Annotated in this window: 2 protein-coding genes and 1 pseudogene; 1 reads left to right on the plus strand and 2 read right to left on the minus strand. The window is 61.6% G+C overall.

Features of this window, described 5'->3' with window-relative positions; genetic code table 11:
- Nucleotides 1–8 precede the first annotated feature (8 nt).
- Nucleotides 9–1,955: a cyclic di-GMP receptor LapD gene (gene lapD / locus ACP7D9_RS15315; protein ID WP_426158366.1), complete on the plus strand. Its 1,947-nt coding sequence runs from the start codon at nt 9–11 to the stop codon at nt 1,953–1,955.
- A 139-nt stretch (nt 1,956–2,094) separates the two neighbouring features.
- Here the strand turns inward: lapD and ACP7D9_RS15320 are convergent, their stop codons facing one another.
- Together ACP7D9_RS15320 and ACP7D9_RS15325 are read right to left on the minus strand one after the other, a co-directional pair.
- Nucleotides 2,095–2,433, minus strand: coding sequence for a tryptophan synthase subunit beta (locus ACP7D9_RS15320; protein WP_101158976.1), 339 nt, complete (start codon nt 2,431–2,433; stop codon nt 2,095–2,097).
- A 149-nt stretch (nt 2,434–2,582) separates the two neighbouring features.
- Nucleotides 2,583–16,105, minus strand: a pseudogene (locus tag ACP7D9_RS15325) (retention module-containing protein).
- Nucleotides 16,106–16,154 lie beyond the last annotated feature (49 nt).

The raw sequence follows: 16,154 nt of genomic DNA on the forward strand, positions 1-16,154 counted from the left end.
GCGCTCAGATGTCTTTGTTCAAACAGCTGTTGATCGCTATCTGTCTGTTCCTGGTCGTGGCCTTCACCGGCAGCTTCATGGTCAGCCTGGAGAGCTCGCGCACCCAGTACGTCAACCAGTTGCGTTCCCACGCGCAGGACGCCGCCACCGCGCTGGCCTTGTCGCTGACGCCGAGTATCGACGACCCGGCGATGGTCGAGCTGCTGGTCAGTTCGATTTTCGACAGCGGTTATTACGCAAGCATCCGCGTGGTCGACGTGAAGACCGATCAAACCATCGTCGAGCGTACCGGCACCCCGGCGGTGAGCAACGTGCCCGACTGGTTCGTCAAACTGATCGGCCTCGAGCCGGCCGGTGGTGATGCGCTGGTCAGCCGAGGCTGGGAACAGGCCGCGCGGGTCGAAGTGGTCAGCCACCCGATGTTCGCCGTGGCCAAGCTGTGGCAGAGCGCGCTGGGCAGCCTTGGCTGGTTGCTGATCTGCGGCGCATTGAGCGCGGTGCTCGGCGCGCTGTTGCTGCGTCGGCAGTTGAAGCCTCTCGATTACATGGTCCAGCAGTCCCACGCCATCGCCCGCCGCGAGTTTCTCAGCCTGCCGGATCTGCCGCGCACACCTGAGTTGCGTCGCGTGGTGCAGGCGATGAATCAGATGGTCGAGAAGCTCAAGACGCTGTTCCAGGAGCAGGCCGAACGCAGCGAAAAACTGCGCACCGAGTCCTATCAGGACAACCTCACCGGCCTGGCCAACCGCCGCTATTTCGAGATGCAACTGAACGACCGGGTGAGCAATCCGGAGCAGGCCAGTTCCGGTTATCTGTTGCTGTTGCGGGTCAAGGATCTGGCCGGCCTCAACCAGCGTCTCGGCGGCCAGCGTACCGACCAGTTGCTCAAGGCCGTCGGTGAGCAACTGACCCGCGAATGCGCCCGATATCCACAAACCCAGGACCTGGTCACGCGTATTCGCGGCGGTGAATTCGCCGTACTCGCACCCGGGCTGGTGCGTGAAGAAGCGTTGCAGTTGGCGCAAAATCTCGACAATGCGTTGAGCAGCCTGCATGCCACTGGCGCGACCGATGTGCCGGCGGTGGCGTGTATCGGGCTGGCGCCGTTTGCGCACGGTGACTCGCCGCAAGCGGTGTTGACGTTGGGCGATCAGGCTTTGGCGCAGGCTGAAGGGCAGGGCGAGCAAAACTGGGCGTGCATCGATCAGAGTCTGGTGGCGGAGGTCGGCGACGATCACCACGCCTGGCATCGATTGCTGGACCAGGCCTTGAGTCAGCAGCGTTTCGAGTTGTATTTCCAGCCGGTAGTCGCTGCGCAAGACACGCAGCTGGTGTTGCATTACAAGGTGCTGTCGCGCTTGCTCGACGAGCAGGGCCAGACCATTCCCGCCGGGCGCTTTCTGCCGTGGCTGGAGCGCTTCGGCTGGACCGCGCGGCTCGATCGGCTGATGCTCGAACGCGTGCTTGAGCAAATGAAGGAGCACGAGGATTCGCTGGCGCTGAACCTGTCCTCGGCGACGCTGGCTGACCCGCAGGCGCTGAACAAAGTCTTCGAGATTCTGCGCGCGCATTCCAATCTCGGCGCGCGTCTGACCCTGGAAATCGGCGAGGAGCAATTGCCTGAACAGGCGGTGCTGGAGCAGTTGACCCGGCGCCTGCGCGAGCTTGGCTTCTCGCTGAGCCTGCAGCGCTTCGGCGGGCGCTTCAGCATGATCGGCAACCTGGCGCGGTTGGGTCTGGCGTACTTGAAGATCGACGGCAGCTACATCCGCGCGATCGATCAGGAAAGCGACAAGCGCCTGTTCATCGAAGCGATCCAGCGCGCAGCGCACAGCATCGATCTGCCGCTGATTGCCGAACGGGTCGAGACTGAAGGGGAGTTGTCGGTGATTCGCGAGATGGGCTTGTATGGCGTGCAGGGACAATTGCTCGGTGAGCCGAAGCCCTGGGCCTGACCTGATCGTTCCCACGCTCTGCGTGGGAACGCATCCCGTGACGCTCTGCGTCACAACGATGTTTGAGCGGTGTGGCTGGAACGCATAGCGTCCCTTGATGCATTTCCACGCGGAGCGTGGGAACGATCACTGCAGCGAATCAGATCAACCCACCCTCATCCTCATCGATCAACTGGCTCAACCCGCCCAGCGCTTCCCGCGCCTGGGTTCGGTCCATCAGTTTGGCCTGGGCCGCCGCCGGCAGGTCGGTGACGCGGATCACGCCTTTCTGGGTCAGCACCTGAATCAGGTCGTCGAGTACCCGAATCATTTCAAAGTCGCTCTGCTTGAGCTGTTTGAGGCTGTTTTCCACGGCTTCGTTGGCGTACCACGCCTGAATTTCATGGTGGTCGGCGGGCAGCGTTTCCGTAGCCTCGGCGTACGCCGCAGCTTCCACGCGAATCAACTGGCCCTGCGCATCGCGTTGCACGTAAAACATTGAGCATCCCTCACAAATGAACAGCGTCATGCTGTCAGCAGCATAGCCAACTGCGCGCCAGTATGCGGCTCGACGATGAAATCGTCACCGCTGCATTACCCGCAAACGCGACGGCCGCCTCATCGGAGGCGGCCGTTTTGGTTTCAGCCTCAGCTATTGTTGTGGTCGACCTTGATAGTCGGATCGCTGCCGGCAATCAGGTTGTGCAGATTGGCGCTCGCCCAGTTGTTGCCTTCCAGTTTGATCGTCACGTCCGGCGTTGCCGCGGCGGCATCGCCTGAGTTGAATTTACCCGCCGAGCTGACTTGCAGCGACGACGTGCCATCGACTGTGGTGATCTTCAGGAAGTTGTCGATCGTGCTGCCGGTCTCGCCCTGCAACAGGTCGCGCAGGTCGATGCGGTCGCCTTCGCTGGCTTTGAAGTCCTTGATCACATCGTTACCGGTATCGCCCGATTTCCAGACGAAGGTGTCGCCACCTGAACCACCGATGAGGATGTCGTTGCCCTGACCGCCGATCAGCGTGTCGTTGCCGGTGCCGCCGAGCAGGATGTCATTGCCCTTGCCGCCGTCGAGCAGGTCAATACCGCCCGAGCCGAACAGGATGTCATTGCCTGCGCCACCGAGCAGCGTGTCGTTGCAATCGTGCGCGCCGGACACATCGAACGTCTGATAGTGCTCGGTGATGTACTGGTGCACGTTGCTGGTGCTGACTTTGCTGACGTCGACGCCGGTTTCCTTGGCGACGAACGCCTGCATCGCCTGGTAACCCTCGCCGGCAATGCCGTTGAAGCTGACCAGATCGCCGAACAGGATGTCATTGCCGTCGCCACCGTTGACGGTGTCGTTACCCGGCATCGTGGCTTCGGTGTGACCGATGATCGAGTTGGCCAGGTCTTTCGGATCGATATTGGTTTGCGGCGTTTTGTCCGAATCGTACGGCTTGAGGTCGTTGAGACTGACGCCACTGTTCAGGCCGATGGCTTCGACATTCGACAGACCGCTCAGCAAGGCAAAGCCACTGGTCGAGTTACTGGTCGTGTACGAGTTGGTGCTGTTGCCGGTACCCGCCAGGCTCGACAACTCATAAGTGCCGTCGCCCTGCGCATGGATTGTGCCCAGGGTCTCGCTGCTCCAGCCCCACCACGAACTGTAGGTTTGCAACACAACGCTACCGGCGCTATTGATGGTCAGGTAATGCGTGTTGTCGATATAGGTGCTGAACGCGTCGCCCTGCTTGTAGTTGCTGGTGTTCACCACGCTGTCGAGTTTCACGTTGCCATACAGCGTCGGGTTGGTCTGCTCGCCGCTCTGGTAGTAAGTCGGCTGGCCGTCGGTGATGAAGTACGTGAGGTTCTTCGCCCCGGTGTTGGCCACGGCGTCGGCACTCTGGAACCAGTTGGCGGTGGTTTTGAACACGTCTTCGTAGTTGGTACCGCCGCCGGAGCCCATCGAATTGAGTACGGCTTTGAGCAACGTGAGCGCGTTCGGGTCGTTGAGATTCACCGACACCGATTTATTGACCTGGGTGTCGAAGTCCACCAGGAAGATGTTCACCGTGCCCGAGTTGCTGCCGCCCAGGCTTTGCTTGAGGCTGTTGAACACCGAGGTCAGCGAGTCTTTCGCAGCGTTCAGCGAGGAAGTGCTCATGCTGCCCGAGCTGTCGACCATGAAGGCGATGTTGTAGTTGGTGCCCGGCACCACGGTCAGGCCGCCGATATCAGCGACGATGATGTCGTTGGCGTCGGTGCCGGTGACGTTGTCGTCACCCGAGGTGGCGGTGACCGCGTTGTACACCGCAGGCACTACCGTGACCGGAATGGTCGCGGTGCTGCTCGCCGAGCCGCCGACCTGCTCGGTGGACGTCGAGGTTACGGTGAGATTGAACTGGCCGTTGTAGTAGGTCGGCGGGGTCACGGTCAGAGAACCGAGGTTCCAGCCGGTGACATTGGCTTCGCCATTGCTCGCGCTAACGGTGAAGGTATGACCCGCGCCATCGCTGAGCACCGAACCGACCGGTGCGCCGCTGATCTTCACGCTCAGGGTTTCCGAGCCGTCGGTGTCGGTCAGCGCGGTGCTGATCGCCGAGAGTTTCACCGTGGTGCCCTCGGCGCCGGTGTTGAGCTTGTAGCCGTCGTAATAGCCTTCGCCATTGGCGCCGTGCAGATCGGAGACGGTGACGCCCGAGTTGATCAGATCCTGCACACCGGTGTAGATCGGCACGCCGGCGTTGCTCAGGTCGATCGGCGTGCTGCCATTGACCGACAGATTGACGTCATAGCTGCCCGGGCCGCTCTGGTTGTGGTGGTAGATGTCGAGGGTGTAGTAACCGCTGGTGGTCGGGGTGAACGAACCGTTGATCGCACCGCCCGCGCCCCAGGTCCCGGAAGCCACGCTCTTGCCGCCGATGGTGATCAGCAGGCTGTCATCGGCGATGCCGCTGAAGCTGTAGGTCTTGCCGGCTTCCAGATAGATCAGGCCAGAGGTCTTGGACGCCGTACCGGCGGCCACGCTGCCGTCAGACTGCACGTTGGTGACGCCAGTGCTGGAGTTCGGTTTGCCGGCCGCGTCGATGACGGTTTTCAGGGTGGTCGAGTTGGCGCCGCTGCCGTCAGTGCCCAGGCCCGACAGACCGGTCCAGACTTCCTTGATCAGGCCAGTGGATTTAACGCTGTTGTCGGCCACGGCCACGGTCGGCGCATCCGCCACTGGCGTGATGTCGATCTTCACCGTGCCGGTGCTGCCCAGCACCTGGCCATCGGTAGGCTGGAAGCTGATCTGTGCGTAATCCGACTGATTGTTGCCCAGACCGGTGCCGCCATAACCGTCGGCCCCCGACTCGTTGGCATCCGGCAGGAAACGCAGCTTGCCGGCGTCGATGTCGACCTTGCTGAAGGTCTGGTTGTTGGCAACATCCTTCCAGGTCGAGCCATCCAGATACTGCAGTTTGCCCTCGCCCGGCAGTTGAGTGATCTTGATACCCAGGCTGCTCGCCGGGCTGTCGACATCGCTGACACCGAAGGTCGACCAGCCGAGTACCAGCGGCGTGTCTTCGGTGCCGGTGACATTGCTCGGCGCAGCGACCGGTGCATCGTTGACCGCCACCACGTTGACCGTGGTCGTCGCGGTGTTCGAGTAGTTGCCGCCATCGGTCACGGTCACGGTGATGACGCGCGGCACGGTGCTCGGGTTTTCGCTGCTGTTGGTGAAGCTGATGTTCTTGATGGCCTGCATGTAGTCGGCCAGGGTCGCGTTACCCGAGAGCGTCAGGGTCACCGTGCCGTTGGTGCTGTTGGCATTGATGATGATGCCGTTGACGCTGTTGCCCAGATTCAGCGCATCGCCGTCCTGACGGTTGGTCAGCACCACGGTGGCACCGGCCAGCATCGTGCTGTCCGGGTCGGTGATGCTGAGGTCGGTGTCAGCGATCGACACGCCGGCGCCCGGGGTGTTCTCGGTGAACGTCACTTTGTAATCGGCACCGGTCGCACCGCTGGAGTTGTTGGCGTCCAGATCGAGCACCGGTGGCGCATCGTTGTCGATGATCGAGGTGCTGACGCTGCCATTGGTGCCGCTGACCGCGAGGTTCTCGAAGTTGCCGCCGGTGGCCGAATCGATCTTGACCACGAAGTTCTCGGTGCCTTCGGTGATTTTGTCATCGAGGGTGGCGACATTGAATTGCGCGCTGCTGGCGCCCGCCGGGATCTTCACGGTGTACACGCCGGTGAAGTCCGAACCGTCGGCAGCGGTGCCGCTGTAGACGATTTTCAGCGTCACTTCGGTCTGCGCCGGATGATTGAGGCTGACGGTGTAGCTGGCGGTCTGGCCTTCGGTCACCGAGCTGCTGCCAGTGATGCTGACGGTGGTGGTGTCGACGGTGTCGGTAACAGTGGTCACCGCGGGCGTGGTGCTCGGTACCAGATTTTCGAAGTTACCGCCGGTCGCGGTTTTGATCGTTGCCTGGACCGAGCCGGCGTCTTTGTAGACGTCGTCTGCTGGCGCTGAAACGTTCACGGCGCCGCTGGTTTCGCCTGCCTTGATGGTGATCACAGCGCCGTTCGACAAGGTCACGGTGACTGGCGAGCCGGCGGCGTTGCTCAGAGTCGCGGTGTAGGTGATCTGGCCACCTTCGGCTACCGAGCCGGTCGCGCTGAGCGACAGGTTGGTGGTGTCGACGGTATCGGTCACGGTGGTGCTGACCGGGGTCTTGTCGGCGATGAGATTTTCGAAATTACCGCCGGTTACGTTAGTAATCGAGTTGGTCAGCGGAGCGTTACCCGTCAGCGCATCGTTCGGTGCGACGGCAGTTACCGTGCCGGTGGTCTGGCCGACGGCGATGGTGATGTTCTGGCCGTTGGCCAACGTCACGACAACTGGCGAACCGGTGACGGGTGCGCCGACGGTTGCGGTGTAGACGACGTTGCCGCCTTCGGCCGCTGTGGCGGTTGCGCTCAGTTTTACGGTGGTGGTGTCGATGGTGTCGGTGACGCTGGTCACTGCTGGCGCGGTGCTCGGCACCAGGTTTTCGAAATTGCCACCGGTCGCAGTTTTGATCGTGGCTTGCACGGAACCGGAGTCTTTGTAGACGTCATCGGACGGTGCAGCAACGGTCGTGGTGCCGGTGGTTTTGCCGGCCTCGATGGTGATCGTTGCGCCATTGCTCAGCATTACGGTCACTGGTGTGCCGGCGGCGTTGGTCAATGTCGCGGTGTAAGTGATCTGGCCACCTTCGGCCACGGAACCGGTCGCGCTGAGCGACAGATTTGTAGTGTCGGTAACGTCGGTGACTGCAGTCGAAACTGGAGTTTTGTCCGCCACCAGATCTTCGAAGTTGCCTCCGGTTACGCCAGTGATCGAGTTGGTGATCGGCGCATTGCCTGTCAGCGCATCGTTCTGAGCCACAGCGGTTGCAGTGCCGGTAGTCTGACCGACGCCGATGGTGATGGATTGGCCGTTGGCCAGGGTCACGACAACAGGCGAGCCAGTAACAGGCGCGCCAACGGTGGCCGTGTAGGTAACAGTCCCGCCTTCAGCGACCGAAGTATCGGCGGTCAATTTGACGGTCGACGTATCGATGGTGTCAGTGACAGTCGTCACGGCTGGAGCAGTGCTTGGCACCAGGTTCTCGAAATTGCCACCGGTAGCGCTGGTGATCGTGGCTTGCACGGAGCCAGCATCTTTGTAGACGTCGTCTTTCGGAGCATCGACGGTCACGGTGCCGGTGGTTTTGCCGGCCTCGATGGTGATCGTTGCGCCATTGCTCAGCGTTACGGTCACTGGTGTGCCGGCGGCGTTGCTCAGAGTCGCGGTGTAGGTGATCTGGCCGCCTTCGGCCACCGAGCCGGTCGCGCTGAGCGACAGATTTGTTGTGTCGGTAACGTCGCTGACTGCAGTCGAAACCGGTGTTTTATCCGCCACCAGATCTTCGAAATTGCCGCCGCTCACGCCAGTGATCGAGTTGGTGATCGGCGCATTGCCAGTCAGCGCATCGTTCTGAGCAACAGCGGTTGCAGTGCCAGTAGTTTGACCGACCGCGATGGTGATGGATTGGCCGTTGGCCAGGGTCACGACCACTGGCGAACCGGTGACCGGAGCGCCAACCGTGGCCGTGTAGGTAACAGTCCCGCCTTCAGCGACCGAAGTGTCGGCGGTCAATTTGACGGTCGACGTATCGACGGTGTCAGTGACAGTCGTCACGGCTGGAGCCGTGCTTGGCACCAGGTTCTCGAAGTTGCCACCGGTCGCAGTTTTGATCGTGGCTTGCACGGAACCGGAGTCTTTGTAGACGTCATCGGACGGTGCCGGAACGGTTGCGGTGCCGGTGGTTTCGCCAGCCTTGATGGTGATCACAGCGCCGTTAGACAGGGTTACGGTCACTGGCGAGCCAGCGGCGTTGGTCAGCGTCGCGGTGTAAACAATCGAATCACCTTCGGCCACGGAACCGGTCGCACTCAGCGATAGATTTGTAGTGTCAGAAACGTCGGTTACAGAAGTCGAAACCGGTGTTTTATCCGCCACCAGATCTTCGAAGTTGCCTCCGGTTACGCCAGTGATCGAGTTGGTGATCGGCGCATTGCCTGTCAGCGCATCGTTCTGAGCCACAGCGGTTGCAGTGCCGGTGGTTTGACCGACCGCGATGGTGATGTTCTGGCCGTTGGCCAGGGTCACGACCACTGGCGAACCGGTGACCGGAGCGCCAACCGTGGCGGTGTAAGTCACGGTCCCGCCTTCAGCCACCGACGTATCGGCGGTCAGCTTGACCGTCGAAGTGTCGATGGTGTCGGTGACACTGGTCACTGCTGGAACCGCGCTTGGTACCAGATTCTCGAAGTTGCCGCCGGTCGCATTCTCGATGGTCACTTCGACTTTGCCGGCATCTTTATAGACGTCGTCTTTCGGTGCGTCGACGGTCACGGTGCCGGTGGTTTTACCCGCGTCGATGATGATCGTGGCGCCGTTCGACAGGGTCACGGTCACCGGTGTGCCGGCCGGGTTGGTCAGCGTCGCGGTGTAGGTGATCTGGCCGCCTTCGGCTACCGAATCGCTAGCGGTCAGGTTCAGGTTGGTGGTGTCGGTGGTGTCCGATACGACGGTATCGGCAGACTTGCCGTCGACCACCAGTTTTTCGTAATTGCCGCCCGTGGCGCCATCGATGGTCACGCTCAACGAGCTGCCGCCCGCCAGCGGGCTGTTCGGCGCGACATAGTTGACACTGCCGGTGGTTTCACCGACGGCGATGGTGATGGTCTGGCCGTTGGACAGGCTGACAATCACCGGCGAGCCGGTCACTGGCGCGCCCACGGTCGCGGTGTAGACCACGGTTTCGCCTTCGGCGACGTTCGCAGTGGCGCTCAGCGATACGGTGGAAGTGTCGATGGTGTCGTTGACCGTGGTCACCGCTGGCGCTTTGCTGGTAACCAGATTTTCGAAGTTGCCGCCCGTTGCACTCTGGATGGTCGCTTCAACGCTGCCGGCGTCTTTGTAGACGTCGTCTTTCGGAGCATCGACGGTCACGGTGCCGGTGGTTTTGCCGGCCTCGATGGTGATCGTTGCGCCATTGCTCAGCGTTACCGTCACTGGAGTGCCGGCCGGGTTGGTCAGCGTCGCGGTCCTTCGGCCGCAGTTTCGGTGGCGGTCAGTTTGACCGTCGAGGTGTCGACGGTGTCGGTGACATCGGTAACCGCTGGCGTGGTGCTTGGCACCAGGTTTTCAAAGTTGCCGCCAGTGGCGTCCTTGATCGTGACTTCGACTTTGCCGGCGTCCTTGTAGACGTCATCGGCAGGTGCCGGAACGGTGACGGTGCCGGTGGTTTTGCCGGCCTCGATGGTGATCACCGCGCCGTTGCTCAGATTCACGGTCACTGGCGTGCCGGCCGGGTTGCTCAGGGTCGCGGTGTAGACAATCGAACCGCCCTCGGCCACCGAGCCGGTCGCAGACAACGACAGGCTAGTGGTGTCGGCAACGTCAGTCACCGAGGTCACCGCCGGGGTCTGATCGGCGACGAGATTTTCGTAATTGCCACCACTGGCGCCGTCGATTTTCACGCTCAGGGTGTTGCCGCCGGCCTGTGCATCGTTCGGCGCAGTGAAGTTGACGCTGGCACTGCTGGCGCCGACCGGAATGGTAATGGTCTGGCCGTTGGACAGGGTAACTACTACCGGTGAACCGGTGACCGGTGCAGTCACGGACGCGGTGTAGACGACCACGCCACCTTCGACCGCGCTGGCGCTGGCGGTCAGCGAAACGGTGCTGTTGTCGATGGTGTCAGTCACGTTGGTGACTGCCGGGGTCTTGTCGACCAGCAGATTTTCAAAGTTGCCGCCGCTGGTTTTGGTGATGCTCGCATCGACCTTGCCGGCGTCCTTGTACACGTCATCGGCGGGCGCGGCGATGGTCGCAGTGCCAGTGCTCGCACCCTTGGCAATGTTGATCACCGCGCCGTTGCTCAGGGTCACGCTCATGGCGGTGCCGGCCGGATTGCTCAGGGTCGCGGTGTAGACGATCGAGCCGCCCTCGGCAACGCTACCGGTGGCGCTCAGGCTGATGTTGGTGGTGTCGACGGCGTCGGTGACTTTGGTCACCACAGCCGAACGATCGGCCTCGACGCGCTCGAAGTTGCCGCCGCTGTGGCTGGCGATCGCCGTCCGCACGTTGCTGCCATCGATGTACGGCGTATTGGCGGGCGCCGGGAAATTTACCGAGCCGCTGGTAGCACCGGCAGCGATGTTGATCACCGCGCCGTTGGCCAGGGTCACGGTCATCGCAGTGCCGGCCGGGTTGCTCAGGGTCGCGGTGTAGGTGATCTGGCCACCTTCGCTGACGGTATCGCTGGCGGTCAGGGTCAGTGCGGTTGTGTCGACGGTGTCGTTGACCGTGGTGCTGACCGGGGTCTTGCTGACGTCGAGTCTTTCAAAGTTGCCGCCGCTGGCGTCGGTCATGGTCACGGTGAGCTTGCTGACGTCCTTGTAGACGTCGTCGCTCGGCGCGTCGATGGTTACCGAACCGCTGGTCTTGCCGGCTTCGATGGTGATGGTCTGGCCATTGCTCAGGTTGACGGTCACCGGCGTCTGCGCGGCGTTGGTCAGCGTTGCGGTGTAAGTGATCGAAGCGCCTTCGAGCACATAGCTTTCTGCGCTAAGGGTCAGATGGGTGGTGTTGACGGTGTCGGCGACGTTGGTCACCGCTGGCGTAGTGCTCGGCACCAGACTCTCGAAGTTGCCACCGGTGGCGTCCTTGATGGTCACTTCGACTTTGCCAGCGTCCTTGTAAACGTCATCGGCAGGTGCCGGAATGGTCACAGTGCCGGTGGTCTTGCCTGCTTCAATAGTGATGACCGAGCCGTTGCTCAGATTGACGGTTACCGGCGTACCGGCCGGATTGCTCAGCGTCGCGGTGTAGGTGATTTGCCCGCCTTCGTTGACATTGCCGGTGGCAGTCAGCGCGACGCTGGTGGTGTCGACGGTGTCGGTCACGGTGGTGCTGACCGGAGTCTTGTCGGCGATCAGATTCTCGTAGTTGCCGCCGCTGAGGTTGGTGATCGAGTTGGTCAGCGGGGCATGACCGATCTGGACGTCATTCGATACGGGGGTGGTAACGCTGCCGGTGGTCTGACCGACGGCGATGGTGATGTTCTGGCCGTTGGCCAGGGTCACGACAACAGGCGAGCCAGTAACAGGCGCGCCAACCGTGGCTGTGTAGGTCACGGTGCCGCCTTCAGCGACCGAGGTGTCGGCGGTCAATTTGACCGTCGAAGTGTCGATGGTGTCGGTAACCGTAGTGACGGCCGGAGCAGTGCTTGGTACCAGATTTTCGAAGTTACCACCGGTAGCGCTGGTGATCGTTGCCTGCACGGAACCGGCATCTTTATAGACGTCGTCGGCTGGTGCTGGAACGTTCACGGTGCCGGTGGTTTCGCCTGCTTTGATGGTGATTACGGCGCCGTTCGACAAGGTCACGGTCACTGGCGAGCCAGCGGCGTTGGTCAGCGTCGCGGTGTAGGTGATCTGGCCACCTTCTGCCACCGAGCCGGTCGCGCTGAGCGACAGATTTGTAGTGTCGGTAACGTCGGTGACTGCAGTCGAAACCGGTGTTTTATCCGCCACCAGATCTTCGAAGTTGCCACCGCTCACGCCAGTGATCGAGTTGGTGATCGGCGCGTTGCCGGCCAAGGCATCGTTCGGTGCGGTATATATGACGGAGCCGGTGGTCTGGCCGACGGCGATGGTGATGTTCTGGCCGTTGGCCAATGTCACGACAACAGGCGAGCCGGTGACGGGCGCGCCGACAGTGGCGGTGTAGGTGACGGTGCCGCCTTCAGCGACCGAGGTGTCGGCGGTCAATTTGACCGTCGAAGTGTCGATGGTGTCGGTGACTTGTGTGACCGCTGGGGTGGTGCTCGGAACGAGGTTCTCGAAGTTGCCACCGGTAGCGCTGGTGATCGTTGCCTGCACAGAACCGGCGTCTTTATAGACGTCGTCGGCTGGTGCTGGAACGTTCACGGTGCCGGTGGTTTCGCCTGCTTTGATGGTGATTACGGCGCCGTTCGACAAGGTCACGGTCACTGGCGAGCCAGCGGCGTTGGTCAGCGTCGCGGTGTAGGTGATCTGGCCACCTTCGGCCACGGAACCGCTGGCGCTGAGACTCAGGCCGGTGTCATCGACCGAATCGGTAATGGTCGTCACCGCAGGCGTGGTGCTCGGCACCAGGTTTTCGAAATTGCCGCCGGTAGCACCAGTAATCGTTGTGCTTACCGTGCTGCCATTGTTGTAAACGTCATTGGCCGCTGTCGGCACGTTAACGGTGCCAACGGTTTCGCCGGCTGCAATGGTGATGGTCGAGCCGTTGGACAGGGTGACGGTCACCGGCGTCTGCGCCGGATTGGTCAGTGTTGCGGTGTAAGTGATCTGACCGCCTTCGACAATGTTGTTGGTCGCGGTCAGGGTCAGGCCGGTGTTGTCGACCGAATCGGTAATGGTGGTGACGGCTGGTGTCGCGTTCGGCACCAGGTTTTCGAAATTGCCGCCGGTAGCGCCGGTGATCGTGGTGCTGACGGTGCTGCCATTGTTGTAGACGTCATTGGCCGCAGTCGGCACGTTGACGGTGCCGACGGTCTCGCCAGCGGCAATGGTGATGGTCGAGCCGTTGGACAGCGTGACGGTTACCGGGGTTTGTGCCGGGTTGGTCAACGTCGCGGTGTAAGTGATCTGGCCGCCTTCGACGATGTTGTTGGTCGCGGTCAGGGTCAGGCCGGTGTTGTCGACCGAATCGGTAATGGTGGTAACGGCTGGTGTCGCGTTCGGCACCAGATTTTCAAAGTTGCCGCCGGTAGCGCCCGTGATCGTGGTGCTGACTGTAGTGCCATTGTTGTAAACGTCATTGGCCGCTGTCGGCACGTTAACGGTGCCGACGGTTTCGCCGGCTGCAATGGTGATGGTCGAACCGTTGGACAGGGTGACGGTCACCGGGGTTTGTGCCGGATTGGTCAGTGTTGCGGTGTAAGTGATCTGACCGCCTTCAACGATGTTGTTGGTCGCTGTCAGGGTCAGGCCGGTATTGTCGACCGAGTCGGTAATGGTGGTAACGGCTGGTGTCGCGTTCGGCACCAGATTTTCAAAGTTACCGCCGGTAGCGCCAGTGATCGTTGTGCTTACCGTGCTGCCATTGTTGTAAACGTCATTGGCCGCTGTCGGCACATTGACGGTGCCAACGGTTTCGCCGGCTGCAATGGTGATGGTCGAACCGTTCGACAGGGTGACGGTCACCGGCGTCTGCGCCGGATTGGTCAGTGTCGCGGTGTAAGTGATCTGACCGCCTTCTACGATGTTGTTGGTCGCTGTCAGGGTCAGGCCGGTGTTGTCGACCGAATCGGTAATGGTGGTAACGGCTGGTGTCGCGTTCGGCACCAGGTTCTCAAAGTTGCCGCCGGTAGCGCCGGTGATCGTGGTGCTGACGGTGCTGCCATTGTTGTACACGTCATTGGCCGCTGTCGGCACGTTAACGGTGCCAACGGTTTCGCCGGCTGCAATGGTGATGGTCGAACCGTTCGACAGGGTGACGGTTACCGGCGTCTGCGCCGGATTGGTCAGTGTTGCGGTGTAAGTGATCTGACCGCCTTCAACGATGTTGTTGGTCGCGGTCAGTGTCAGGCCGGTGTTGTCGACCGAGTCAGTAATCGTGGTGACTGCTGGTGTCGCGTTCGGCACCAGATTTTCAAAGTTACCGCCGGTAGCGCCGGTGATCGTGGTGCTGACGGTGCTGCCATTGTTGTAAACGTCATTGGCCGCTGTCGGCACATTGACGGTACCGGTCGTCTGGCCAGCGCCGATGGTGATGGTCGAACCGTTCGACAGGGTGACGGTCACCGGAGTTTGCGCCGGATTGGTCAGTGTCGCGGTGTAAGTGATCTGACCGCCTTCTACGATGTTGTTGGTCGCTGTCAGGGTCAGGCCGGTGTTGTCGACCGAATCGGTAATGGTGGTAACGGCTGGTGTCGCGTTCGGCACCAGATTTTCAAAGTTACCGCCGGTAGCGCCGGTGATCGTGGTGCTGACTGTAGTGCCATTGTTGTAAACGTCATTTGCCGCTGTCGGCACATTGACGGTGCCAACGGTTTCGCCGGCTGCAATGGTGATGGTCGAGCCGTTGGACAGGGTGACGGTCACCGGCGTCTGCGCCGGATTGGTCAGGGTCGCGGTGTAAGTGATCTGACCGCCTTCAACGATGTTGTTGGTCGCGGTCAGTGTCAGGCCGGTGTTGTCGACCGAGTCAGTAATCGTGGTGACTGCTGGTGTCGCGTTCGGCACCAGATTTTCAAAGTTACCGCCGGTAGCGCCGGTGATCGTGGTGCTGATTGTAGTGCCATTGTTGTAAACGTCATTGGCCGCTGTCGGCACATTGACGGTGCCAACGGTTTCGCCGGCTGCAATGGTGATGGTCGAACCGTTCGACAGGGTGACGGTCACCGGCGTCTGCGCCGGATTGGTCAGTGTCGCGGTGTAAGTGATCTGACCGCCTTCGACAATGTTGTTGGTCGCGGTCAGGGTCAGGCCGGTGTTGTCGACCGAATCGGTAATGGTAGTAACGGCTGGTGTCGCGTTCGGCACCAGGTTTTCGAAATTGCCGCCGGTAGCGCCAGTGATGGTGGTGCTGACGGTGCTGCCATTGTTATAAACGTCGTTGGCCGCTGCCGGCACGTTGACGGTACCGGTCGTCTGGCCAGCGCCGATGGTGATGGTCGAACCGTTCGACAGGGTGACGGTCACCGGCGTTTGCGCCGGGTTAGTCAGCGTCGCGGTGTAGGTAATCTGGCCACCTTCAGTCACGCTCGAGCCAGCCGTCAGAGTGACGGTAGTGGTATCGACGGTGTCGGTGACTTGCGTGGTCGCCGGAATGTTCGGCGGGGTCACGGTGATGCCGTTGCCGCCGGTGGTGCCGGTGACGGTCACGTCGATTTGGGTCGGGTCGTTATAGACCGTGTCGTTCGGTGCCAGCGGCACGTTGACGGTGCCAGTGGTGGCGCCGGCCGGGATGACGATCACTGCGCCGTTGGACAGGGTAATGGTCAGGTCAGTCAGCGGCGCCTGGGTCAGGGTCGCGGTGTACACCAGCACGCCGCCCGCTTCGGTGATAGTCGGCGTGGCGCTGAGGCTCAGGGTCGAATCACGCAGCGCATTGGTGGTGGTATCGGTGGTCAGGCCGCCGGTGGTGTCCTGAGCAACTTGCGCGGCAGAATTGATGCCCGCCGTGGGGAAGCCAATGGTCGGATCGACGCGGCCAGCGGTGGCGTCGAGCATGACGAAGCTGTGACCACCGCCGGCAGCACCGCCGGTACCTGCGGCAGTCGGGCCTGCAGCGGTGGATTCAAGCGCGGTGGTCGGGTCGACGCCGGCGGCGATGGCTTGCTGCAGTTCTTCAACCGATGGCGCAGCTCGCGCGGTGGCTTCGGCCAGGTCGGTGCTGGAGTCGGGCGCATTGGCGCTCCACTGCGTATCGCGACCCAGGTCAAGGGTGCGGCCATCGGCCAATTCCAGCGACACGGCGCCGGACAGACCGGTATCGATCTGATCGCCAACATACAGGCGATCGCCTTCAACGAGTACGCGACGCACGCCCTCTGGGGACACCACGAAAACCTGACCGACAATGCTTTTGACGACGGCAACAACACTGCTCATTGAAGACTCTCCGGGGTGTCACATCAGTTGACTTCCATGGACCTGACGG

Origin of the sequence: Pseudomonas sp. TSRC2-2, assembly GCF_049897785.1 — a bacterium.
In the GTDB taxonomy this organism is placed as follows: Bacteria; Pseudomonadota; Gammaproteobacteria; order Pseudomonadales; family Pseudomonadaceae; genus Aquipseudomonas.